Origin of the sequence: Affinundibacterium fentianense (assembly GCF_018139545.1) — a bacterium.
Lineage (GTDB): Bacteria > Pseudomonadota > Gammaproteobacteria > Burkholderiales > Burkholderiaceae_D > Undibacterium > Undibacterium fentianense.
Genome location: NZ_JAGSPJ010000002.1, coordinates 430,254 through 455,474 on the forward strand (window position 1 = coordinate 430,254; position 25,221 = coordinate 455,474).

19 protein-coding genes are annotated in these 25,221 nt (G+C 45.8%); 11 read left to right on the forward strand and 8 right to left on the reverse strand.

Annotated features, from left to right (window positions below):
- Positions 1–226 precede the first annotated feature (226 nt).
- Positions 227–700, reverse strand: coding sequence for an FKBP-type peptidyl-prolyl cis-trans isomerase (locus KDM90_RS06620; protein ID WP_212674796.1), 474 nt, complete (start codon positions 698–700; stop codon positions 227–229).
- A 787-nt stretch (positions 701–1,487) separates the two neighbouring features.
- On the opposite strand from KDM90_RS06620, the gene KDM90_RS06625 reads away from it, so the two are divergent.
- A complete protein-coding gene (locus KDM90_RS06625) occupies positions 1,488–2,204 on the forward strand; it encodes a substrate-binding periplasmic protein (protein WP_212674797.1) in 717 nt (238 codons plus the stop codon).
- Between the two features lie 28 nt (positions 2,205–2,232).
- On the opposite strand, the gene KDM90_RS06630 is transcribed toward KDM90_RS06625, so the two are convergent.
- Positions 2,233–3,573: an APC family permease gene (locus KDM90_RS06630; protein WP_212674798.1), complete on the reverse strand. Its 1,341-nt coding sequence runs from the start codon at positions 3,571–3,573 to the stop codon at positions 2,233–2,235.
- A 632-nt stretch (positions 3,574–4,205) separates the two neighbouring features.
- On the opposite strand from KDM90_RS06630, the gene KDM90_RS06635 reads away from it, so the two are divergent.
- The 3 genes from KDM90_RS06635 (at position 4,206) to KDM90_RS06645 (ending at position 11,125) form a co-directional block, all read left to right on the forward strand.
- On the forward strand, positions 4,206–9,239 hold the full coding sequence (locus KDM90_RS06635) for a PAS domain-containing hybrid sensor histidine kinase/response regulator (protein WP_212674799.1): 5,034 nt from the start codon (positions 4,206–4,208) through the stop codon (positions 9,237–9,239).
- Positions 9,240–9,347: 108 nt separating this feature from the next.
- The gene (locus tag KDM90_RS06640; RefSeq protein WP_212674800.1) at positions 9,348–9,749 is read left to right on the forward strand and encodes a response regulator; all 402 of its coding nucleotides are present in this window, start codon (positions 9,348–9,350) and stop codon (positions 9,747–9,749) included.
- A 215-nt stretch (positions 9,750–9,964) separates the two neighbouring features.
- Positions 9,965–11,125: a site-2 protease family protein gene (locus KDM90_RS06645; protein WP_212674801.1), complete on the forward strand. Its 1,161-nt coding sequence runs from the start codon at positions 9,965–9,967 to the stop codon at positions 11,123–11,125.
- Positions 11,126–11,215: 90 nt separating this feature from the next.
- On the opposite strand, the gene KDM90_RS06650 is transcribed toward KDM90_RS06645, so the two are convergent.
- The 6 genes from KDM90_RS06650 to KDM90_RS06675 all read right to left on the reverse strand — a co-directional run bounded on the left by KDM90_RS06650 (position 11,216) and on the right by KDM90_RS06675 (position 18,577).
- Positions 11,216–14,404 (reverse strand): S9 family peptidase, encoded by a 3,189-nt coding sequence (locus tag KDM90_RS06650; protein WP_212674802.1) that lies wholly within the window; start codon positions 14,402–14,404, stop codon positions 11,216–11,218.
- A 97-nt stretch (positions 14,405–14,501) separates the two neighbouring features.
- Positions 14,502–15,272 (reverse strand): hypothetical protein, encoded by a 771-nt coding sequence (locus tag KDM90_RS06655; RefSeq protein WP_230409649.1) that lies wholly within the window; start codon positions 15,270–15,272, stop codon positions 14,502–14,504.
- A gap of 193 nt (positions 15,273–15,465) precedes the next feature.
- Positions 15,466–16,077, reverse strand: a complete 612-nt coding sequence (locus tag KDM90_RS06660; RefSeq protein WP_212674804.1) for a 3'-5' exonuclease — start codon at positions 16,075–16,077, stop codon at positions 15,466–15,468.
- Between the two features lie 238 nt (positions 16,078–16,315).
- Entirely contained in the window at positions 16,316–17,080 is a 765-nt protein-coding gene (locus KDM90_RS06665; protein WP_212674805.1) for a head GIN domain-containing protein, read from the reverse strand.
- A 69-nt stretch (positions 17,081–17,149) separates the two neighbouring features.
- Positions 17,150–17,503, reverse strand: coding sequence for a hypothetical protein (locus KDM90_RS06670; RefSeq protein ID WP_212674806.1), 354 nt, complete (start codon positions 17,501–17,503; stop codon positions 17,150–17,152).
- A 201-nt stretch (positions 17,504–17,704) separates the two neighbouring features.
- The gene (locus tag KDM90_RS06675) at positions 17,705–18,577 is read right to left on the reverse strand and encodes a c-type cytochrome (RefSeq protein ID WP_212674807.1); all 873 of its coding nucleotides are present in this window, start codon (positions 18,575–18,577) and stop codon (positions 17,705–17,707) included.
- 310 nt (positions 18,578–18,887) lie between these two features.
- Between KDM90_RS06675 and glyQ the strand changes: the two genes are divergently transcribed.
- The 7 genes from glyQ to gloA all read left to right on the forward strand — a co-directional run bounded on the left by glyQ (position 18,888) and on the right by gloA (position 25,164).
- Complete coding sequence (gene glyQ, locus KDM90_RS06680) at positions 18,888–19,871, forward strand: glycine--tRNA ligase subunit alpha (RefSeq protein WP_230409650.1); 984 nt, start codon at positions 18,888–18,890, stop codon at positions 19,869–19,871.
- A gap of 43 nt (positions 19,872–19,914) precedes the next feature.
- On the forward strand, positions 19,915–21,999 hold the full coding sequence (gene glyS / locus KDM90_RS06685) for a glycine--tRNA ligase subunit beta (protein WP_212674808.1): 2,085 nt from the start codon (positions 19,915–19,917) through the stop codon (positions 21,997–21,999).
- A 53-nt stretch (positions 22,000–22,052) separates the two neighbouring features.
- Positions 22,053–22,325, forward strand: a complete 273-nt coding sequence (locus KDM90_RS06690) for a hypothetical protein (RefSeq protein WP_212674809.1) — start codon at positions 22,053–22,055, stop codon at positions 22,323–22,325.
- Positions 22,326–22,328: 3 nt separating this feature from the next.
- The gene (gene gmhB / locus KDM90_RS06695; RefSeq protein WP_212674810.1) at positions 22,329–22,889 is read left to right on the forward strand and encodes a D-glycero-beta-D-manno-heptose 1,7-bisphosphate 7-phosphatase; all 561 of its coding nucleotides are present in this window, start codon (positions 22,329–22,331) and stop codon (positions 22,887–22,889) included.
- A 36-nt stretch (positions 22,890–22,925) separates the two neighbouring features.
- A complete protein-coding gene (locus tag KDM90_RS06700) occupies positions 22,926–23,660 on the forward strand; it encodes a lysophospholipid acyltransferase family protein (RefSeq protein WP_212674811.1) in 735 nt (244 codons plus the stop codon).
- A 127-nt stretch (positions 23,661–23,787) separates the two neighbouring features.
- A complete protein-coding gene (locus KDM90_RS06705; RefSeq protein ID WP_212674812.1) occupies positions 23,788–24,678 on the forward strand; it encodes a M48 family metallopeptidase in 891 nt (296 codons plus the stop codon).
- A gap of 81 nt (positions 24,679–24,759) precedes the next feature.
- Positions 24,760–25,164, forward strand: a complete 405-nt coding sequence (gloA, locus tag KDM90_RS06710; protein WP_189347167.1) for a lactoylglutathione lyase — start codon at positions 24,760–24,762, stop codon at positions 25,162–25,164.
- The last annotated feature ends 57 nt before the right edge of the window (positions 25,165–25,221 follow it).

Below are 25,221 nucleotides of genomic sequence, written 5' to 3' on the forward strand. Positions count from 1 at the left end.
ACTTAGTGTTGAAGGGAACGGCTCACTTATGGCTCACAACGCGATACAGAATCAAATTCATTCATGGTGACTTGTGGCCTTCGATTGTGCCGGAGTCAAGATTCTTTGCGCCTCAACTTAGAACAAATGGCACTGACAAAGCCGTCCAAAGATTTTAAATAAAAAAAACCGCGCATTGATCGAATGCACGGTTTTACTTTGTCGAAATCATCCTCAATCAGGTGGTTCAATGATGATGCCAGTGTTCGCCATGGACATGCCCATGCGCTATTTCTTCGGCTGTCGCTGGACGAATTTCCAATACTTGTACACTGACTTTCAAAGAACTACCAGCGAGTGGGTGATTTCCGTCCAACATCACTTGGTCGCCTTTCACTTTCAAGACCGTATAGACCGTTTCTTCTCCGGCATCATTGTAGCCTTGCATCATCCCGCCTACTTTAATCCCCGGGGGGAAATCCTTCTTTGATATCGTCCGCAATAAGCTCTCGTCACGTAGTCCAAAGGCATCTTCAGGAGTCAAGTCCATGCTTGCCTTAAAGCCGATCTCTTGCCCCTGCAATGCTTCCTCAATTTTTGGTAAAAGATTGTCATAGCCATGTAAGTAGGCAACAGGCGTCTTGCCGCTCTCTAGCACTTTACCTTTCCCATCAATCACACTCAGGCGAATAGTGACGGCGCTATCTTTATCGATTTTCATGTCTAATATCTCAATCTGAAAAATAAAAAACCGTATCTTAACCCATCCCGCCAAGTTGGAATACCGTTTCGGTCGGCGCGAGGAGACCGAAGTAGAATGCCCGATTAGCATCCAATGTGACAGTGTTATGAACGTGTTGCGTACATATTGAACAACTAGGAGCGACAAATTCCACTATTTATTTTCAGTATTGACGCCTATATTAAAACCCTTTTTTTTTATCCTTGGATCACCAATCTTTCGACACATACGGCTTCTGAGCACATTGATTAGCACATTGATTAGCGCATTGATTAGCGCATTGATTAGCGCATTGATCCAAGCGAATAGCTGGTATTGCCAATTATCGACATGCACGTTTACACCAAGCTCTCTGCAGTAATTTTCACAGGAAAAACTTGATAACTTCATTTGTTAGGGCATACTGGTAGCCTTAATTGATCTAAGTAATTAAATCGACTAAGTATTGGTCAAGCGTTTGTGATTGCAGAACAAAAAATGTCCTTCAATTTTTATCACCACTTCCACTCATAACGTTCCCCCTAGCCGAATGACTACGACGTTTCCGCAACCAACGATTTCGTCCCCAACATCCAAACAATTGACTCCATCCAGACCGGCAGCAATCGCGACTACGCTTTCTTTTCTAACTTATGGGTTTATCTTCCTCTGGTTCGCTCTTGCCGGCAATCCTATCTTTGCAGCGACGACAAGCGATTTAGCGTCTATTGCTTTTTCTTCCTTTGAGGAGGTATCAGCAACATCACCAAACACTTGTGAAAAGACGGTGCGTTGGAACTATGACCCGCCCTATTCTCTGCGCGATGAGCATGGGAAAATAACTGGTTTCTACATCGACCTAGTCCAAGAAGTGCTGACCAAAATGAACTGCAAAGCAAAATTCGTTGAGCTACCTTGGGCGAGAGCATTGGCGGAATTGGAAGCGGGTCGGCTCGATATTTTACCGGGGACATTGCAAACAGCAGAGCGGCATCGTTTCGCCGAATTTTCGGAGCCGATTAATCACTCACCGAACGTGCTATTTATGAAAAAAACGGCGATAAGCAAATTTAATGTCAAACATCTCAATGACATTTTATCGATGAATTTTCGGCTCGGGATTCAAGTCAATGTTGCATATGGAGCCGAGTTCGATAAACTCATGAAAAAGCCCGCCTTCCTCAAAAAACTAACGCCACTTTATCAACGCAACAGCGGTTGGAAGATGGCAAATATCGATAGAATTGACGGACTCATTGCAGATGAAGCGACTGGACTCATGGAATTAAAGGCTTTAGGTCTTGAGCAAATAATCGTCAAAACAACCATCAGTCTATCTTCTGGTCCTAGTTTAGTCGCTTTCAGCAAACAATCGATCAGCAAGGATTTCGTTCAACAATTTAATCAGCAACTCCAAACACTGATTCGAAATCGTGATTTTGAACGGATTCGAGAACGTCATATCCCCTGTGCAATTTCACAACAAACACTAGGTTGCAAATAAGATTGAAAATCAGGTCGTCATCCTTCGATTAATCTTTCTCAGTCGCGGCTTGCTGGCTCGATTGGCGCAACCATCGTTGGCGCAAAACGTAAATGGGCAAACTCAATAGACCCAAGACAGTCACCCAAATGAGCGACTCCGCGCCAACACCATAAAACACCCAAACACAATACAAGCTCGCCAAAACTGCCCCACTTGGTAAGATGAGCGACCGACTTCCCACCCCATTCAAGCGCCCCTGCTTCCATAGTTTAAACAAGCCTAAGGCCGCAATTAAATACAAGGGCATATTGGCAACCGTCACCATCAAGCTCAACAAAGTGAATCCTTGTGCAAGACTATGACTGTAGTTCATTCCAATCATCAGACTCGCAATGAAGCCAGTCACAACAAGAGCCGAAGTAGGTGCACCACGTGAGTTATGTACTTTCAAGAAGCGAGGAAAAATGCCATGATTTGACATCGAAACAGTCATTTCACCAGCAATCATCGTCCACCCATTGAGTGCTCCCAAGCCACTAACGATAACAAACAAGGCAATCCATGCCCCTGAATCTGCATTCATATAGCGCTGAAAAAGATCGACGATAGGCGCATTTGAATTCGCCAATTCCGTCTGAGGAATCAAGAGCAAAGGTATCGCGGAGACGCCAATGTAAATGACGGCGGTAATCATCGTCCCTGCCATCGTCGCGCGCGGAATCGTTCTCTCCGAGTCCTCAACTTTGCCTGCTGGGATGGTCGCACTCTCGACACCAAGCATCGCGAACAAAGCAATGGTTCCAGCGGCTGCACTTGCCTCCAAGGAGATCGCTGTAGTCGGTAACTGTGCGACAAAAACCCTCGCGTCAGTAACTAGTAAATATCCGCCCAAAATCAACACTGCCACCATCGGCAAAATCTTGAGCAGCGTAGTCGTCATCTGCACCCGACCCGATGTGTGGACGCCACGCAAATTCACACCGACAAAAAACCAAATCAAACCAATCGCACATGCTGGCGCTAACATCAAATTTTCTGCCAATATTGGGAATACACTACTCAGATAGCCAACGATACCAATTGCCAGCGTAGAATTCGTGATGCAGACTGAAACCCAATAGCACCAAAGGATCGCAAACGCGACGACATGTCCAAATGCTGTGCGGGTATATGCATAGGGGCCATCAGCATGGGGAAATGCGCGCGCAAAATAGGCAAAAATCTGCGCGATCAACAAACAACCGAATAAGGTGATTGCCCAACCAATAAACGCATTGAAGCCGTATGGGGCGAGCGATGCCGGCAGCATAAAAATTCCCATGCCGATTACGTTGCCAATAATTAAAGCGGTACACATCCAAAAACCCATCGGTTTGTTCGTCTTCATTATTTCTGATCCTATTTCGACTTCAATTTCATCAAAGAATATAAGAATGCGTATGTCGCACTTCGGTTCGCGTATCACTATTCTGTATCTGGCATGCTACTGTCTGACTGCCGATATCGCCAGCAAAGAAAGCGTTTGTGGGTGATTAACATCGTTTATTTCTCGACTAAGCCAAGCTCCCCAAGTTTGTGGTGGATCAAATCATGAGAGAGGTATCTTGATCGAAACGAGATAATCCCCTGCTATGCTAGAAAATAGTTCGAAAAGTAATGCATGTTCGCATCAGCTTACCGCACCAAGCTGGGCGGAACAAATTGGGGGACGACACCACACTTTCGATGCATCAAGTTCTTCCCTTTTTGGTATTTTGCAAAAATTTACGTTTCCATCGAAACGATGGAAAACGTTTCGCCGCTTGACTCTTGAGACGATTAGCAAAAATTACAAAGCCTGCGAAATGCGCAAAAAAGTTTCCGCAAGTCAATATCTAAAGTATGCTTATCAAAGCTTTCATTGATCTCACATCAACGTTACACTGGATTTTTTGGAAGAATGAGAAAACGCGATCATAGATGGCTGTACCAACCAACTGAATCGAAATGAAACTTAATTTCTTGTACTAAAGGACAAGAATGCTCAGCACGAAAAAATATCCATTTAAACGCACCCTCTTCTTGGCATTCGCCATTGCTTTAGCGGGCATCACAAGCAGCGCCATGTATGCGCGCCATCAAAGGGCGGCGCTCTTTAAAGAAGCGGAAGAAGACTTTGGACGTAGTGCAGAGCGAATTTCGAATGAGATCCAACAAAGGTTCAATTTACCTCTCTATGGCCTCACTAGCGCAAAAACACTGTTTGTCTCACGCGAACACGTAGTCCGTGAGGAATTTCGCAAAGCAATTCACGCCCACAATATTGAAATGGAATTTCCGGGAATACGGGGATTTGGATTCATTCAATTAGTGGAAAAGTCTGCGCTCGAAAAATTTATACAAAAAGAACGTCAAGATGGTGCCCCCCAATTCGCTCTCAAGCAATTGGATGACCACAGCCACTCCGACTTTTTAATCGTCAAATACATCGAACCAGACACGAAGAATATGGGTACGATAGGATTAGACATTGGTTCAGAAAAAATCCGCAGACAGACTGCGCAGCTTGCCATCGACACTGGGCGCACCGCAATGACACCAGCAATCAACTTGGTGCAGGATGCTAAAAAATCTCCTGGCGTACTCATTTTTATGCCAGTTTACCAAGCAGATTTACCAACCTCGACGCCATCGGAACGACGCCAAGCCCTGCTAGGTTTGGTTTACACACCGGTCGTCATTGAAGAACTGATCAATCAAATACCGGATGTGCTGACGCATCGTATCGAATTCGACTTGTATGACAGCCCCACTGATAATTCGTCAAGGTCGATCATTTACGACTCTGACAAGCATGCACAAAACGCCGAGTTCGACACACAGTTTCGCGTCTTTCGACATTCGCGCGTACTCAACATTCACGGTCGTAGCCTATTATTGAATGTGAATAGTTTTCCGGGTGGCGTACGCCCGATTGACTATCACACCCCCATTCTATTTTTTCTTGGAGGATCTCTCCTTAGCATTTTTCTCGCCATTTTTGTTTGGCGTCAATCGACGATGCGGAGGCGCGCAGAAATATTAGCGAACAAGATGACTGATGAAACAGACCGCTTAGCTCAGGTTGTGAAGCACAGTTTAGACGCGATCATTTTCACCGACATGCAATTGGGTATCACTTGGGTCAACCAAGGTTTTACTCACACAACCGGGTATAAACTACATGAGGTCATTGGACGCCCAATCGATGAATTTATAGGGAATGCGTCAAACAAAGAAAAGACTTTTCAACCTCTCGTCGACTTGCTCAGTGCCAATCTTGAATTGCGCCCTGTGACTTGCAATCAAAATAAAGACCGTGAACCAATACACTATGAAACCGAAATTCAAAATCTCTATGATGCACATGGAGTGCAAATCGGTTATCTTTTTATCGCTAGCAATATTACGGCGCAAGAACGAACTCGGGTGCAATTAGAAAGCGCATTACGAGACAGTACAGCGCTCCTATCCACGCTTAATAAACATGCAATCGTCTCGTTCACAGACAGGCGTGGAAGTATCCTTGAGGTCAATGACAACTTTTGTGAGCTTAGCGGCTATACGCGTGAAGAGTTGATCGGCCGCAACCACAACATCATTAACTCAGGTACGCATAGCCTACAATTCTGGCATCAGATGTGGAAGACCGTGCTATCAGGTAAATCGTGGCACCAAGAAGTCTGTAATCGAAATAAGCAGCAGCAGCTATACTGGGTCGATACTATCATCGCCCCTTTCTTTGACCAGCAAGGTCACATCGTCAAATATATTGCGATTCGCACCGATATTACACAAAGAAAATTAGATGAGGCACGCTTGCGTGAAAATACGGCATCGATGGAAGATGCGCAAAAAATTGCACGCATCGGCTCCTATTCATCGGGGATTCACACGGGAAGTTGGCAATGTAACGCAATGCTAAATGAGATTCTAGGTGTCGAAACCGATGCGATTCGCTGCGTTGAAGATTGGAGTCAACTAATTACACCAAGATATCGCCAGATAGCGCTTGATATGTACTATCGATCGATCAACAGCGATGGCAAGTTTTTGTACGATTATGAAATGCGTAGACCCTCCGATGGTCAACATATTTGGGTAACGATCCGCGGTCATTTTGAGTATGATGAAAACCAAACGCCCATCACACTAGTTGGTTCAATCCAAGACATTACCGATGTCAAAAATCGTGAACTAGAACTCACACGGTATCGCGATCACCTAGAAGACTTGGTCGCTACCAAAACCAAGGATTTACAAAACAGTTTCATTGCGAACAAACGCGCGCTGAATGCTCTCAAACAGCAGAAATTTGTTTTGGATCAGCATACCATCGTCACCACCTCAGGTTTGGATGGACTCATCCATTATGGGAATCAAAAATTCATCGAATTGAGTGGTTTTTCACATGAAGAATTCATCGGAAAAGATCATCACATCTTAAATTCAGGATTTCACCCTGCCGAATTCTTCCGAGAGATGTATGAAACGATCGCTCAAGGCAAAGTATGGCACGGTCAAATTTGCAATCGCAAAAAAAATGGTGAACTATTTTGGATCGATTCAACGATAGTCGTGTACACAGATGCCGATACAGATGAAGCGGAGTACATTAGCATCAGTACGGACATCACCGCACGGAAAGTCAGTGAAGAAGCGCTAAGGCATAGCGAGGAACGTTTCGAGTTGGCCATTCAAGCTGCTGATGAAGGCGTCTGGGATCAAAATCTTGTCACCGGCGAGTTATACCACTCGCCGCGTATGGCTAGTATGTTGGGCTACACTGAAGCAGAAATGCCCGCTGTTCAGGAAAAATGGGAAACAATTTATCATCCCGACGATGCCGCAGAATACAAGCGCCAAGTCAAAGAACATTTCACCGATCCGAGCAAAGAAATTCGTATCAGTGGTCGTATGCGGCACAAGGACGGTAGCTGGCGATGGATCTTAGTGCAAGCGCGCAGCACCCGTGATGCAAACGGTAGACCAGTACGTCTGACGGGAACCAATAGCGATATCACCGCTATCAAGCAAGCGGAAGATGCGGCCTTTGCAGCCAATCGTGCGAAATCTGAATTTTTAGCCAACATGAGCCATGAAATTCGTACACCTATGAACGGTGTGATTGGCATGATCGATATTTTGCAACAAACTGATCTGCAAAATTCACAAAGAAAAATGTTGGAGACGGTGCAAAACTCAGCCGTTTCATTGCTGAATATTTTAAATGACATTTTGGATTTTTCGAAAATTGAAGCAGATAAATTGCAGATCGAACATATTCCAACGCAACTATGGGATGTAGTCGAAGATGTCAGCAAATTGATGCTCAATGTAGCGCTCAAAAAGAATTTGGGAGTTTCCGTTTTTATCGACCCAATTCTTCCCAATTGGATATGGTCAGACCCAACCCGCTTACGCCAAATTCTCTTCAATTTGATCGGTAATGCTTTAAAGTTCACACCAGAAAATGGTACTGCAGTCAGCCTACATCTGAGCGCGGCGACAGGCAATGATGGATTGCAGAAATTAAGTATCACAATTACGGATCGCGGTATCGGCATGAGTGAAGAAATGCTTGCGCATCTTTTTACCCCATTTACCCAAGCGGACGCGAGCACGGCGAGAAAATTTGGAGGAACAGGACTTGGGCTATCAATTACACACCGTCTTGTTGGATTGATGCAAGGCCAAATCCGAGTGGAAAGTCAGCCGGGCGAAGGATCGAGTTTTCATATTCAACTTCCTCTACAAATCGCTGAGGCACCACCGGAGATGGCACATCGCCGCATACCAGATATTAGTCAAATTGAAGTACTTGTGGTAACCCAACGCACCCTCGCAATTCACCAGCTTCAAGCCTATCTGCAGCATGCTAAAGTACCGTTCAAATTTTTTGATACCGTCGCGAAAGTATGTAGCGAACTAGCCGCAGAAAAACGAGAAGTTGTGGTTCTACTCGATCATTTTGATCCTGAAATTGTGCAAGAAATTCAGCAATGTCCTATCCTGCCGACATTGAAAACTGCCTATCTCTGTCGACGTTCGGCACAAGAAGTATCAAACCCATGGCAAAGTACAGCGATTGAAGCTGAACCCTTATTTTATCGCGATCTTATCGAAGGTATTGCGATTGCTAGCGGCAAAGTACGCGACGTAAAACAGGGACAAAACCAAATTGCCAAGTCTGTTGAAAAGTCAGCCGTCGTCGAGCAAAAGCGGTCGCAACATCCCATTCTCTTAGCTGAAGACAACGAGACAAATCGAGAAGTGATTCTCGAGCAATTGCGCCTACTTGGCTATTCTGCAGAAGCTGCGGAAGATGGAATCAGGGCTTTCGACATGTGGCAAAAAGGTAGCTTCTCTCTGCTCCTAACCGACTGCCATATGCCGAATATGGATGGCTTTGAATTGACAGCTGCCATCCGAGCGAAAGAACAAACAAGGGGGAATGGTGTTTCTCACCTACCCATCATCGCCGTCACAGCCAATGCGATGCAAGGGGAAGCTGAGCAATGCCGTGAGCGTGGCATGGATGACTATCTCTCTAAACCTTTAAGGTTGCATGAACTTAAAGATATGATGGAAAAATGGCTGCCTGCAATACCAACCGATAAGGATGCGGAATCACAAGCTTCTGGGGTGACGACGAACATGAAAGAGAACACAGTTGCTGCTCACGTCACAATTCTAGAATCGTTTAATTCAACCACACTTATTGATTTAGTTGGGGACAACCCAAGCTTGCATCAACGATTACTCAGAAAATACTTGGAAAAAGGTCATAACGAGATCGCAGCCATCATGCAAGCTTGCAAAGCGCAAGATATTGCCGCGATAGCCAATCTGGCGCATACTTTAAAGTCTGCATCACGTTCGGTCGGCGCGCTTCAGCTAGGAGATTTGTGCCAACGTATTGAGCACTGTAGTCGTCAACAACAAGCTGAAGAGGCCATTCAGCTGTGTGAACAATTAACCGAAATTTATGAACACGCTGTCCATCGCATACAGGCTCACCTCAGCAAGCTATAAAGCTATCATGACAAACAAAATGGATTTCAATAAATCCTTCTACTGATAGCCAATACGGGACTAGCGAAATTTGATAACACTTACTTGATCAATTAAGGAAAAAGAAAAATGACGACTACAAGCAACACGACCAAATCGGTCTTTGTCCTTGACGACGACGATTTTAGTCAGGATGTCATGGCGGGCATGCTGAGCGAACTTGGTATCACCGAAGTGACTACCGCGCTGAATGGCAAAAACGCCCTTCAACAGCTCGCGAATATGAGTACGCCTCCGGATTTACTGATTTGCGATATCTTGATGCCAGATATGGATGGAATGGATTTTCTGATGGAACTCGGGAAACTGCATTACAAAGGAAAAGTGATGCTAGTCAGCGGCATAGCAGAAGATGTCTTAAAAATTGCAGAAGATGTCGTACGCGCAGATGGCATTCAATTACTGGGAGCGTTTATCAAGCCGATTAAGCTCGAAGACCTACGTCGAGCAATCACGCAAGATTCTCCCTAAGTCGTTGTATTGCTAGATGACTTCCCGCTTACGTTAACATAAGGTCCCGCGTTGGGTATTTGACCACGATTTTTAGATTGTGAATCCTGCGATAAAATTCTGCGACAGATGGGGCGAACAGGGAAAGCGCCTCATCTGCAGTGAGTTGACTTGAGCGCACCCTATGACTTTTCGATAAAATAGCGCCCTCTTGATTGCTTTTTTTGGTGCATATTTTGGAATTATTACATATAGATTGTCTAGGACATCCGCTACGTCTCGAAGCTTCTTTGGCTGGATGGCAGCAGTTATTTTGGAACGGCGAATTAGTTTCGCAGCGCGATGCTGCTGCTGAACACGAAGGCAAATTTACCCATGCATTTACCTTGCACCTCCAAAATGCGGTAGCCAAAGAAGAAACGCAGGCGCTTTCCACCGATAAGACCGAGTTGAGCAATGCGCAAATGCAAGCCAATGAGGCAATTATCCAGATCCAACTCGAAACTGATTTGCATTGGCAGCCATTTCAATTTCGCTACACACTAGTCATCAATGGCGAGCAAGTGTGTGCAGGCGAACGAAATAGCAAAGACATCGAGCGTCAAACGCCCACTGTTCAATCTGGAGTGAAGGAAAAGCCCAGCCTATTAGGTTTAGGTTCGCTCGCGTTTAAATTGATCAAGAGTGCGAAGTTCATTAAAGCATTGTTTGCAGCTGCGACCTTGGCTGCTTATTCTTGGCTATTTTCATTTCAATTTGCGATCGCCTTCGTCGCCTGTTTAGTGATTCATGAATATGGTCACATTCGTGCAATGCAATATTTTGGAATGAAAACCAAGGGCATTTATCTGATTCCATTTATGGGTGGTTTGGCACTGTCTGAAGACAAAATTAATACCCGCTGGCAGGACGTCACGATTTCGATCATGGGACCAACTTTCGGCTTACTTTTATCGATAGGCTTGCTTATCGTCTATTGGATTACTGGGAGTCTATTTTTCGCCGCACTGGCAAATTTTAACGCGCTAATCAATCTCATTAATCTATTGCCTATACTGCCGCTCGATGGCGGTCATGTCGTCAAGAGTATCGGATTCTCAGTCAACGGGAAATTTGGCTTGATTGCCATGATTGTCGGCTCTGTTCTAGGGATAGTCGGTAGCTATAGTCTAGGTCTAAGTTTTCTTGCGCTATTTATGTTAATCGGTACGTTTGAAATCGTCGGGGAATGGAAATTACGCCATTTCAGCCATCTCTTACCACTCGATCGCTATGGACAAATATTCTCCACCGTTTGGTATATCCTTACAATCGCCAGCCTCGTTGGCATCATGTGGTACTTCTCGCACAGCGGCGATCCCTTGCTCGCGGCACCGATGGGTATTTTGCGCGGATAATCAATAGTGAAAATATGATTGCAGCAATAAAAAAACCACTGACTATCACAAGCAGTGGTTTTTTTATTGCAATTCCAACTTTCGATCAGTTTATTTTGTCTCTGGCATCTCGACCGATTTTGCTCCAGACTTCTCACCGATTTTTGCGGGAATAAATTGTCCCATCACATCGCGCTTACCGCGCTCCAAATAAGGAATAGGAATATCCATCCAATCTGGTCTAGGCTTGTTCAACAAGTAATGATCAAAGAATTCGCCCATGTGCACCGTGAAATGTTTGATGTTATCGCGGTCACGTAAGCCATGTTTTTCGCCGTTATAGTTGAACCAATAAGCTTCTTTGTTGAGTCGACGCAAAGCCGAAAAGAATTCAATCGCTTGGTACCAAGGTACCGCATCATCATCGTCGTTATGCACCGTCAAGAATGGTGTCTGGACTTTATCGACTGCAAAAATCGGTGAGTTCTCAACATACTTGCTAGTGCTATCCCAAGGCGTGCCTCCAATCCGACTCTGTCCACGTTCATATTGAAATGCGCGACTAATCCCCGCGCCCCAACGGATACCACCATAACCACTGATCATGTTTGCCATGGAAGCGCCTGCCTCCGCGGCTCGGAAAATATTCGTGCGAGTCAATAAATAGTTAATTTGATAGGCACCCCAACTGTGCCCTTGTATTCCTACTCGTTTAGGATCGACATAGCCTTTTGCAATCACTTGTTTAACCGCCGGCACGACAGTATCCAACGCACTTTTCCCTGGATAGCCTGTTTTGTAAACGATGTCGGGACGCAGCACGATATAACCATTACTGACATAACGAGCGACATTGATATTCTGACCCGGTGCAGGCGTCACATATCGATACATATTGTCGGTCATCTTCTCGTAGATGTAGACCATCATAGGATATTTTTTCTTGGGATCGAAATTCTCCGGCTTCGCTATCAATGCCCGCAGTTTTTTACCATCAGCACTTATGTACTCAATCATTTCTTGAGTACCCCATTGGTAATCGGCTTGCTGCGGATTGGCGTTAGAAATCCGTTGCACGTTTTTAAAACTTAAATCGGTTTGCCAGAGATCAGGAAATTCGGTAAAAGTCTGTTGAGTCAATAAGACTGCGTCTCCCTCTTTCGCCTTCATCAGATTACTCAGATGCTTATCAGCGTGCATCAATTTTTGCGGTTCCACGCAAGCCGCAGCGCGTGGATCAATACGATAGTAGCCGGTCGACTGATTGACGTCATGGGTCGCACTTAATATCCACGCTTGGTCTGTATTTAAGGGCTTGGTGATTGGAGATTGTTTACTATCACCTAAATGTAAGTAGCGTAATTCCAATTGATTTTTACGACCAAAACCGGCGCTCAAGTTACGCGCCGATTTACTCGCTAATTTCACTTCCCACAAATCAAACTGATCGTAAAGCACGACACTCTCATCATCGGCAGTCCACCCCGCAACACCAAATGCGTTCTTTGGCTCTGGCGTATCGCGCTGTTCATCTTCAAAATGCGTTTTGATATGAGAAGTCAAATTACTCTTCTTCCCATCGATGGTCGAATAGGCCCACCAAGCGCTCTTTTCTGGCTCAAAATTCAGCAAGTATTTTCCACTGGGGGAAATTTGCGGCATGAAGCGCGCTTTTTCCAACAGCATCTTTGCTTGCCCGCTCTGTAAATCGATTGCATAGGCGTCGTAGTGCAAGCTGTCCCATGATAGAAGTTGGCGATATGGAAGGCTGCTAATACCCATCGCAAATTGCGCATTATCATTCACGATGATTTGCGGGATTAATTTGTTCGCCAATTGAACGAATTTACCGTCTGCCAAGTGCAATACTGCTCGGTAATTTTTTTGCCTATCGCGCTCTGCATTGGCCTTTTGCATGGATTGCAGTTCAGGATCTTTCCAGTGCCATAAATCAACTTTCATTGGTTCGGGCGCGTTTTTGATAGGCGTTTTTGGAATTTCTGCCGTACTAAAAAATAACCTTTGTCCATCTTTGCTAAAGACCAAATCCCCGTGTTCGCTGGGTGCCCAAGCTTTCTGCATACCCAGCGAGTCCGCATTCACGTTCCATTCTTTGCCGCTACTTAGGTTCCAGTAATACAATTGAAAAACATTGGTGTCGAGATTCGCATCAGTTGTCTTTGCATCGGTCGCTTTCTTCTTTTTGGCGACTTGATCACGATTCGACAAAACAGCAAATTGTTCACCTTGTTCATCAAACCGAAGATGCTTATAACTACCAGCACCAATCAGTAAGCTTCGAGTTTGCTGTGTTGACGAAGTCCATAGATAAATTCCTTCGCTCGCCAAAGGATCGGCTTTTTCTACTGGTTCTGTTTTGATCGACGCTGATTCACCAGATGTAGTGCTAGCGACTGTCTTTGTGACCTCTTTTGTCGGCTCTTTGGTCGGCTGATCTTTCAAGGAAATGGAATAGGCAAGAGCACTTCCTGACTTATTCCACACCGCTTCCCAAACGTCTTTGATCGACTGTTTTTTATTCTCAGCTAAATTCCAAATGATGAGTTCTGTACCCACATCCTTCTTCTTCGCAGGAATGTTCGCTGCGGGGTTCGGTGCCGATTGATCCGTATCGTCATCCAACGATCCCCAATCTGAAAATGCCTCATCCAATAGCTCATGATCTTTGCTTCCATCATTTTCTTTAGAAACAGATTTCTTCACTTCCTTTGGCGCTTCCAATAGCACTGCGAGCAAACTCTGACCATCTTCTGGGAAACTAAAACGCTTTACACGTTCGATCATCTCTGTGTGACCTGTTTGCAATTGCATTACACCAACACCTGCTTTGGGTGCGTCTTCAGTTTTGACTTTGTCCTTTTTTGCTTTATCGAGTTCAATACGGCTTGGAGCACGCGCAAAAGCAACATATCTTCCATCGGCGCTAAACACGGGAGAATGTCCACGTGGTGCGCGCCATTCCCGACCGTCGATCAAATTGCGCACAACGATTTCGCCGTCAGACTCTTGTCCAACCAGAGCATAGGCTGCCCATTGTCCATCGCGACTCAATTGCGTATTTTGAATGCTACGCCAATTCGCGTAGACATCATGTGTAATCATTTTTTTTGCATTGAGCTTTTGTTCGCTACCTTGCGTTTCTTGGCTAAGCTTGGTCTGTGCGATCACAGCTTGTGGCACACTCAAAGCCTGCAGACCGAGTACCAAAACGAGGGCGGTAGTCGGTCTAAACAAACGACTCAAATGAACTAACCCACTTATGCTTCTTTTTTTATACATTTTTGTACTCCATCACAATGATTATCGACGATCACGTCTTTGATTTCTAAACTGCGTAATGCATACACATTAGCTGGCATACGATGTCACCAAATGACTACAAGGCTTGTACTTGCAAAGTCTTAATCACTTTGCTTTCGCCCTTTTCTCCCATTCCCGACCCGCTGTTTTTACTTTCCTTTTTTACAGCGACCAAGCGGTCCCCGATCGTTGTATAAATCCACTCTTCTTCGTTTTTCATTTCAAAACTAATCACCACAAACGCACGCCCAGAAACAATTTGTTTAGTCCTACTCGCCAAAGGTGTGCCATCGGCCGCAATCCAAACGTCAATTTGACCGTCAAATTTTTTCATGTATTTACGTTCTTTTTCAGTCAATTTATCGATCGACATTTCAAAATTAAGCACGCGAGCAGGTTTACCAGCAAATAAATCTTCACGTTCGCTCTTAAAATTCGCTTTCTCCAAGATCCTGCTCAAGCCTCCTGCTGCTGAAAGCATGGGGCGTAGAGCGGATGAATTGACTTCACTCAATGCGGCAAGCGTGGGGGTCTTCGCCTTGCTGTCTTTTTCTTTGAGTTTTTCCTCACTGTCCAGCTTGGCTAACATCTCTTTACTGTAAGAGACATGTAAGCCACGCGGATTCTCCTCGACGCTGACACTCGCGCTACCATGCGTTTCTTCCAACTCTTTGCCTTCCCCTTGGCGATTCCACGTTTTTGCTTCGATCTGGGCTTTTAAAGGAGTTTGCCCCTGCAAACGTGTGAGCGCCGATTTCAATTCATTCAGGCCATCAGCACGTACCGGCAGAGTGCTAACACAGAGGCAAAGAGCAAAACTTGGGATTAGCGCTTGGAGAAATTTCATTGGCTTCCTTTTTATAAAAATGAATCGATTATTCGACCTTTGGCTGATTCAAGAGTTCCTACGATTTTCAAATCAAAATGTCTAAGCCGAGAATAAACGAGAACTTGAGGGCATTGATCAACGTTGATCATCACGGACTCGATTTACGCCATAAACTTGGACTTTTGGGCTCTTAATTTGGACCTATTTCGAGTTACCTTTGCGATGCGAGATAAACGAGCAATGCGGATTGTGCATCATCTGCAGCATATTTCAGTTGTCGTTCATTCAGATGCTCGGCTGCCCAATTCGACGTCGAGACACGCTTTGATTTTTGTAAAATTTGTCCGAAATATTTTTCGACTGCTCGCTTTGCACCCATTTGTCTTTTTTTACTCTCACTCAAACTACGTGAAAGATCAATCACCTTTGCGATCCGAATACCGAGTTTACGCATTAGCATTTGATTATCATCCGACAAACCAAATCCGACTTTCAAAATATCTTGTGATTCGAGGACTTGTTTGAGGCAATCCTTCGCATTTTGCTGTTGAAGGAGCGACACGATGGGAAATAGATAAGCATGTGTGCTGGTCGCGAGTTGGACTAAATGGGGACCATCGTTGATTTGCCCCCGGGAGAAAATTGGTTTTGACTCGGTGTCATATCCCAATACAGTTTCCCTACTCAACTCTTGACGAGCCTCAATTGCATCTTCAAGCGTTTGGATGAGCTTAATTTGTTTCAGAGCGATACCGGGATAAGCAGGCAAGTCGATTGGACCACTTGGAACTGCATTATCTGAATCGGAAGACAACAATGCCATAATATTCGATCCCCTAATTGATCAATTTTTGATTGGGAAAAAGCGCATAAAGTGAGAAGTGTAGAGTATCCACAGTCGATCCAAGTGACTATTTAGAGAAACGGCTGCCAAATCAGGCCAATGTTCGATCCTATTCCATCAAAAACAAACGGCACATCATGTGCAAGACATGATGTGCCGTCACTTCCCTCAAATTGAATTACAGCCAATCAACTAAAGTACGAATGACTCACCTTTTTTAGGGTTGTGCGCCTTTACGCGTCACGCTACCCGAGCCACCGATCGACTTAGAGACGCGGGGGTCTCCGTAATAATTCACATTTCCAGAGCCACCGATGCTGACATTTAAATTGTCACTTACCCAAGTCTGAACCGATCCCGATCCACCGATACTGACACGTACATCTTTCGCTGCTAATTTCGCCAAATCTAAACTACCCGAACCACCTATCGAGCCAGATATCTGTGGGACAGTTCCGCGAGCAGAAAAATTTCCACTCCCACCAATCGATACTTTCAAAGTCTCGGCACGTAAATCCGCAACATCCATTTCTCCCGAACCGCCAATTCGCAATTTAAGGTCGGTACTATTAATCTTATCTGCTTTCACATTGCCCGAACCTTCCAATGCAAAGTCGTCGAGGTCTTTGAAATTGACAACGATATGCATTGTGCGGGTCTTGGTTTGAAGGTTCTTTTCTTTCGTACGAATTTTCAATGTTTCTCCCTCAACGACAACGTCTAAGATCGCTTGTATGTTGTCGTCGGTTTCGATCCAAACGCCTTCTGTTCCACCTTGTTTCAGCTCAATCTTGCCGGGGACAGAAATCTGAATCGCACGAAAATTTCTCGCTCCTCTCTCTTGTTTCACAATTTTGCCTGAACCTTGAACACTTTTCCCCCACCAATCTCCCCAATCGGCGGATGCGGGTAATACGACCATCGCTGAAGTGACAAGCAAACCCAATGCTATGACGTAATGGCGGGTGTTCAATTTAGACATGTTTTCCTCACAAAAGTTAGCTTATCGTGCATTTCAATATCTTTAATTTCTTGCATACCGTCCCGTCGATCAAGCATGGTTTCTGCGTGAATTACGTGTGATCAGCGCATACAAACCATACAAAATCAAGAACGGAATCGCGAGTGGTAACAATGCAAGGACGAATGAACCGAGCACAGCACCTAAAACAACCACCAAAATTAAACCAACTCCTGCCAAGACTAACCCGGTCACACTGAGTGCAAAGAAAAGAGCGAAAAATCCGATAACACATGCCAGTAAAAAGCCTGCAAATCCACCGATATCGCCGATCTCTTCACCGTGAATCACCACGTGTGAAGTATCAAATGAAAGATAAGTACCAAATAACAAAGCCAAAACTACAGCAACTGCGATCAGTACATTACGTTGATTGGTTTTCATTTTATTTCTCCTTTGATTGATTATGCTTATTGGACTACCCAAAGTGCTTCTCGAATGATTGCAGTGTAGTGACTCAATTGCTGAACAACCAGCGGATTGCGACAAACTGCAAAAACCGAGGATCAGGGCGTCAATAGCACGGAATGGTGTCATACCGAGCTTCAAATCAATGGATTCACCGCACATCGATTCAGTGATCGCTTATTGACGCTGTTTGGCCATTTGCTTCAAATAAAGGATTAAGTTATCCATATCCCGTTCAGAGATACTCTCTTGATCAAATCCAGGCATCGCAGATTGTTTCCAAGTTCGAACAGAGGAAGGCTGCCGAATTAATTGCCGAAGGTACTTCAATTGAAAGTACTCCGTGGGATTAACAGGTAAATTCAGATCAGGACCTAGTGCCGCGTCCCCACCACCATTGACCGTATGGCAAACCGCGCAATTTTTCAGAAAAACGTCTAGACCTCGGATTGCTTGATTTTGCTGTGAAGCTAGCATTGATTTGGGGAGAATTTGTGGAAAACGTGCCGTTAATGGCAACACGACTTTAATTTGTGCCACTTGATACGGCCATTGTTCGCTTACAATTTCGCCAGCTTTGGGATCGAGCCACACCAAGTAAAACGGCCCTGCGGTAATTGGCTTCGCATTCGCCGTAGTCTGCTCAGGCTTCAATGAAGGCCAAACCTCTGCCGGATCTTCAATCGCCAAATAGGGCTTGCCCTTCCCTGCCAGAACCGCGCCAGAAATATTTGCCACAAAGCCATCTAACGCTACGAACTGCACGGTTTCAACACCTTTAAGTTCAGGCAGCAGTAAAGTAAGCGGCACTGCGCGAAAAACCATCGGCCTTTGGTAAGCAGTATCCTTTTCAAGTTTTATGGAAACTGCTTTTTGCAAGAGTGCGGACCTCGTCCATACTGCGATCTGGCCATTGGCCTGTACTTCTAAACTTGGCTCCTGCACCTGTGCAGTCGCTGGTAACTGGCCCCAAAAAGGCAAAATCAAAACCCAAACGAATAAACGGAAAATTCCCCTGCCTACCCGGTTACACACACGATTTATTTGCATAGACAACTCCCAACTTTGAATGACGAGCTTACTTTTTTCTTCGCACTGACATGTGACAAACTTTCGAAATTCCACAAGTTGATCCTTGGGTCAAACTTCAGCAGCAATAAAAATAACACGTCTCCAAGCTGAGCGCCCCTACCACTCCGAAAAAAGCGGACAATTAGAACGAAAACCTCAGTGAAAGCCAGCGATTTCGAGCAAAAAAAGGTTAAAATCGAAGGTTTATAAAATTCTCAATTCCTTGCAGCAACAGATAAATTTTTAGCATTGAATTGAAACCATCCATTAGCACAAAGGCAGAAGAGCTATGCTCACTTTTCAACAAATCATTTTGACATTGCAAGATTACTGGGACAAACAAGGTTGTGCCTTGTTGCAGCCTATCGATATGGAAGTTGGTGCAGGTACTTCGCACACGGGTACTTTCTTACGTGCGATTGGACCTGAGCCTTGGCGCGCTGCCTATGTACAACCATCACGCCGCCCGAAAGATGGCCGCTATGGAGAAAATCCTAATCGTTTGCAACATTACTATCAATACCAAGTGGTGTTGAAACCGGCGCCTGAAAATATTCTCGATTTGTACTTGGGCTCATTGAAAGCCTTAGGTCTCGATCTACAACAAAATGATATTCGTTTCGTCGAGGATGACTGGGAAAACCCGACCTTGGGCGCATGGGGCTTGGGCTGGGAAGTTTGGTTGAACGGTATGGAAGTGACACAATTCACTTACTTCCAACAAGTCGGCGGCTTAGATTGTAAACCGATTCTAGGCGAAATTACTTACGGTATCGAACGTTTGGCGATGTATTTGCAAGGTGTAGAAAACGTCTATGACTTGGTGTGGACTGAACGCGAAGAAAACGGCAAGACTGTACGCCTCTCTTACGGTGACGTGTTCCATCAAAACGAGGTCGAGCAATCGACTTTCAATTTTGAATATTCCAATACCGATTTCTTATTCTCTCTGTTCACCAATTACGAAGCAGAAGCAAAACGTTTGTTGGAAATTACAGAGAAATCCTTGGCTTTGCCTGCCTACGAAATGATTTTGAAAGCAGCCCATACCTTCAACTTGCTGGATGCACGCGGTGCAATCTCAGTCACCGAGCGTGCGGCTTACATCGGTCGTATTCGTAACTTATCACGCGCTGTCGCGGCAGCGTATTTGTCGGCGCGCTATCAATTGGGCTTCCCTATGTGCGCAGAAGACGACCAACATAAACGTGAAGTTGTCGCTGCGATCGAAGCACAGCTCGCGAAAGCTACAGCACAAGCAACGGCAGCTTAAGCACTTTGCGCAGCCATAGACAAGTACAGAATTGAGATTGAACATGAACCAAACACTTTTAGTTGAATTGTTTACCGAAGAATTGCCACCCAAAGCCCTCGCCAAATTAGGCGAAGCGTTTGCTGCAGGCATCGTCAATGGTTTGAAATCACGTGATTTCTTAGAAGCGGATTCCGTTGTTACTAGCTTTGCGTCACCACGCCGTTTGGCCGTGAGTATCAGCAAAGTACGCGATACTTCTCCTGACAAACAAATGCGTGAAAAAGTATTGCCGGTATCCGTGGCAATCGACGCGAATGGCAATGCAACCGCGCCTTTGGCCAAAAAACTCGCGGCACTGGGTTTCCCGAATTTGCGAGTATCCGACTTAGAACTCGCCGTCGACGGTAAAGCCGAAAGCTTCTTCTATAGCTACACCGCACCTGGCAGCGCATTGGCTAGCAGCTTGCAATCGGCACTCGAAGACTCGATCAGCAAATTGCCAATTCCTAAGGTCATGAGCTATCAACGTCCTGACGGCTCAACCGTGCATTTTGTACGCCCGGTGCACAGCATCATCGCCTTGCATGGCAAAGACATTGTCCCTCTCAGCGCGCTCGGCTTAACCGCTGGACGTATCACACAAGGTCACCGTTTCTTGTCCGCAGGCCAAGTGAATATCGCTGATGCCGAAGACTACAACCGCGCCTTGAAAGAAGAAGGCAAAGTTACGGCTAACGTGGCCGAACGCAAAGAACAAATTCGTCAAGCTTTGCTGTCAAAAGCGAATGGCGATCAAGTGTTGATGCCAGAATCTTTACTCGACGAAGTGGCGGCCTTGGTCGAATGGCCTGTGGTTTACGAATGCCATTTCGAAGAGGAGTTCTTGGCCGTGCCGCAAGAATGCTTGATTTTGACCATGCAAACCAATCAGAAATATTTCGCTGTAACGGATGCGGCTGGCAAATTGCGTTCACGCTTTTTGATCGTCTCAAACTTAGCGACCGACACGCCAGAACACATCATTCAAGGGAATGAACGTGTAGTCCGCCCACGTTTGTCCGATGCGAAATTCTTCTTCGAACAAGATAAGAAAAAATCTTTAGCCGACCGTTTGCCTTTGTTGGCTAACGTCGTGTATCACAATAAATTGGGTAGCCAAGCCGAACGTACACAACGCGTTCAATCGCTGGCTGGCGCGATTGCTAAATTAATCGGTGCCGATGTTGCCCTCGCAGAACGCGGTGCTTTATTGGCAAAGGCTGACTTGTTGACCGACATGGTCGGCGAATTTCCTGAGCTGCAAGGCATTATGGGCACCTACTATGCCAAGCATGACGGCGAACACGATGACGTCGCCGCGGCTGCTTCCGAACACTATCAACCACGTTTCGCGGGTGACGCTTTGCCGGCCACGGCAACGGGTACTGCCGTCGCACTTGCCGACAAGCTCGAAACTCTGGTCGGTATCTGGGGCATCGGTTTGCAGCCAACAGGCGATAAAGATCCATTCGCCTTGCGTCGTCATGCTTTGGGTATTTTGCGTATGTTGGTTGAAAAACGTTTGGCGATTTCACTGCAATCCTTGATTGCTGAGGCCGCCACACTATTTGCTGGCAACGCCAACTTCAAAGATCCGAGCGCTGATGTACTGACGTTCTTGTATGACCGTTTACGCGGTCAATTACGTGAACGCGGTTTCTCACAAAGTGAAGTGGAAGCGGTGGTTGCACAAAACCCAGATAGCTTGGACAACATTGTGGAACGCCTACAAGCAGTGCAAAGCTTCGCAGCCTTGCCAGAATCTGCTTCTTTAGCGGCAGCGAACAAACGTATCACCAACATCTTGAAAAAAGTGGAAGGCACACCAGGCGAGATTAACGCTAGCCTGTTGCAAGAAGCAGCAGAACAAGCATTGTACAAAGCGATGGTCGATGTTAAACCTAACGTTGATGCCGCGTATGCAGCGGGTGACTTCACAGGCGCTTTAAAAACCTTGGCAGCCTTGCGCGAAGGTGTCGATGCGTTCTTTAATGATGTGATGGTCAACGCCGAAGACTTGGCATTGCGTAATAACCGTTTAGCTTTATTGGCTTCTTTGCATGGCATGTTGAACCAAGTGGCGGATATTTCTAAGTTGGCGGCGTAAGAGAAAATAAAATGTAGGGCGGGTGCAACCCACGCGGCTTCGCTCTCAAAGCAATGTCGAGCAATGTAATGGCGGCGCGGGTTGCACCCGCCCTACGAAGAAAGCGCTTAGTCTTGGAAGTCGATTCAATGCAAACAGACAGTAAAGCAAGAAAAGTAATGTATGTGCTTTCTACCCTATTCGCCATTGCCGCCGTGGTCAGTCTCCTATCAGGGGGAATATCGGTGACGAGCTTGCTACTTGTCGCATTCACGTTTCTAGCTCTGTTTCTTGCTGTCACCACACCGAAACAGCTTCAAGATTTTATGGATATTTTGTCGGATTGAAAAATGACACCACCAAAACTCATCATCCTCGACCGCGATGGCGTCATCAATCATGACTCCGACGCCTTCATCAAATCAGCTGATGAATGGCAAGTCATTGCTGGTTCGGCACAAGCGATTGCGCGTTTGAATCAAGCGGGCTATACCGTGGTAGTGGCGACTAACCAATCAGGTGTAGCACGTAAGCTGTTTCCGATGACCACGCTCAATGCGATTCACCAAAAAATGCACGCGACTGTCGAGCAAGTAGGCGGCTTAATTGACGCAGTGTTTTTTTGCCCGCACAGCGCGGATGATAATTGTGACTGCCGCAAACCCAAACCCGGCATGCTGCAAGAGATCGCAAGCCGCTACAATGTCTCGCTCAAAGGTGTGCATTGTGTCGGCGACTCTTTACGTGATTTGCAATCGGGTTTTGTAATGGGCTGCATTCCGAATTTAGTGTTGACTGGCAAAGGTCAAGGAACGATGAACAAAGGCGGCTTACCGCCGGGAACACAAATCCATTCCGACCTCGCGGCGATGGTGGATGCTCTACTCAATGCAGAAGCAGCCGCCGACTAATTTTTTCATTTGATTTCTTTCGCTTCAGGATTATTCATGTATTCAGCATTGTGTTTTATCCGCTCTTTGCTTTTCACGATTGTGATGGTCATCGCCACCGTGATTTGGGCACCTATTTGTTTTTTGTTCGCGCCTCTCCCTTACAATCAACGCTATTGGGCAACCGCACGCTGGAATGTTTTCATCATCTGGGCGGCGAAAGTAATTTGTGGGATTCGTTATCAAACTCGCGGATATGACAATTTCCCTGACGGTCCTGTGATCGTTTTATCCAAGCATCAATCTGCGTGGGAAACCATTTTTTTATTGATGTCGACTCCGCGTCCCTTGGTGTTTGTATTTAAAAAATCGATTACCTACATTCCCTTTTTTGGTTGGGCAATTTCTTTAATGAAAATGATCCCGATTGATCGTAGCAAAGGTAAAGACGCCTTCGCACAAGTTGTAACGATTGGACGCAAGCGTTTGGCAGATGGTCAATGGGTCATCATGTTCCCCGAAGGCACTCGCATTCCCGTTGGACAAAAAGGTAACTACAAAGGTGGTGGCACGCGACTGGCGATCGAAACCAATACACCTGTGATTCCGATTGCCTTAAATTCGGGCGAATGCTGGCCAAAGAATTCATTCATCAAACGTCCTGGCCTGATCACGGTCTCAGTCGGAAAACCTATTGCGCCTGGCGATATGAATGCGACAGATTTAATGGCCAAAGTCGAAGAATGGATAGAAGCAGAAATGCGGGTCATCTCGCCTCAAGCCTACAAATAAGCCTACAAGTAAGTCTACAAGTAAGCCGCTCAATCAAAGCCATGCTAAACTCTTGAGCTAGACCTGATTGCTTGGTTCCAGAGTGACTAAGCAAGCAAGTGCTATAGATTAGATTGAGAGATTTGTGATGTCCTTTGGAAACTCTAAAAAAGCTGCGCCTGCAGCGCAAGCAAGCTTAATCCAAGGATTGCAGCGTGCATTGCAATTAGATTTTTTCAACGATTTATTTGGCGGAAACGAGCAAGTAGTCACGCCTCACCGTCCGCCAGGCACAGTCGATCCCGCCAATGGCACACGCAAGCGCCAAATCCTGATTCAAGACCAAGTCCTTGACTATGAATTGCGTCGCTCAAAACGACGTAGCATCGGCTTTTTGATTGGCGATGACGGCCTACGTATCACGGCACCTCGCTGGGTAACGATTGCCGACATCGAACAAGCGATATGCGAAAAGCAACAATGGATCATCGCGAAACTACGTGAGAAACGAACACAATCGGAACGTCGTCTACAGGCGACTATGCGCTGGGAAGATGGTGCACGCTTGCCGTACTTAGGGCAGCACTTACATCTGCGCATTGTGCATCACGGTCGAACTGCGGTAACGCACGACATCGAGCAAGCCACCCTCAACATCAGCCTGCCACCAGAATTTACTGAACAACAACTCAAAGACCGAGTACAGAGTTGGTTGCAGCAAGAGGCTAAACGTGTTTTCAATCAACGTATGCCCTTATACGCAAGCAAGTTGGGAGTAAGCTACCACTCAATGAGCTTGTCGTCTGCCGGGACGCGTTGGGGGTCTTGCACAGCACAAGGAAAAATCCGCCTCAATTGGCGCTTAATTCATTTTTCGCTAGATATCATTGACTACGTCGTTGCGCATGAACTCTCTCATCTGCGTGAGATGAATCACAGTGCTGATTTTTGGGCCACGGTCGAATCGATTTATCCTAATTACGAAAACGCTAAACAGCAATTGCGCCGTCACGCCAGCGCTGACTTGCCTGTTTTTTAATCACGTCGTACGCGAGTTAGCGTATCAGCGAATTTTTAACTGAACAGGTACAATCGACGCTTTTCTATTTTCGAGGATATTATGCGCTTACTTCACACGATGCTGCGCGTTGGCAATTTACAGCGCTCTATTGATTTCTACACCGAAGTATTGGGTATGAAATTGCTCCGCACTTCTGATAATCCAGAATATCAATACACACTTGCTTTCTTAGGCTTTGGCAGCAATCCCGACCACGCCGAATTAGAATTGACGTACAACTATGGCGTCGAATCCTATGAGATGGGAACCGCCTATGGTCATATCGCTATCTCAGTTCCAGACGCAGCGGCTGCTTGTGCTGCGGTCAAAGCGCGTGGTGGCAACGTCACACGGGAGGCTGGTCCAGTCAAAGGAGGTAAAACCGTGATCGCGTTTGTGCAAGACCCAGATGGCTATAAAGTGGAATTGATTGAACGTGAATTTGATACGCCCGTGACTTTATAAAATTCGTGCAAGCCGCGCCATGCAAATATTCAATGTGCGGCGCGGATTGTGCCCGCC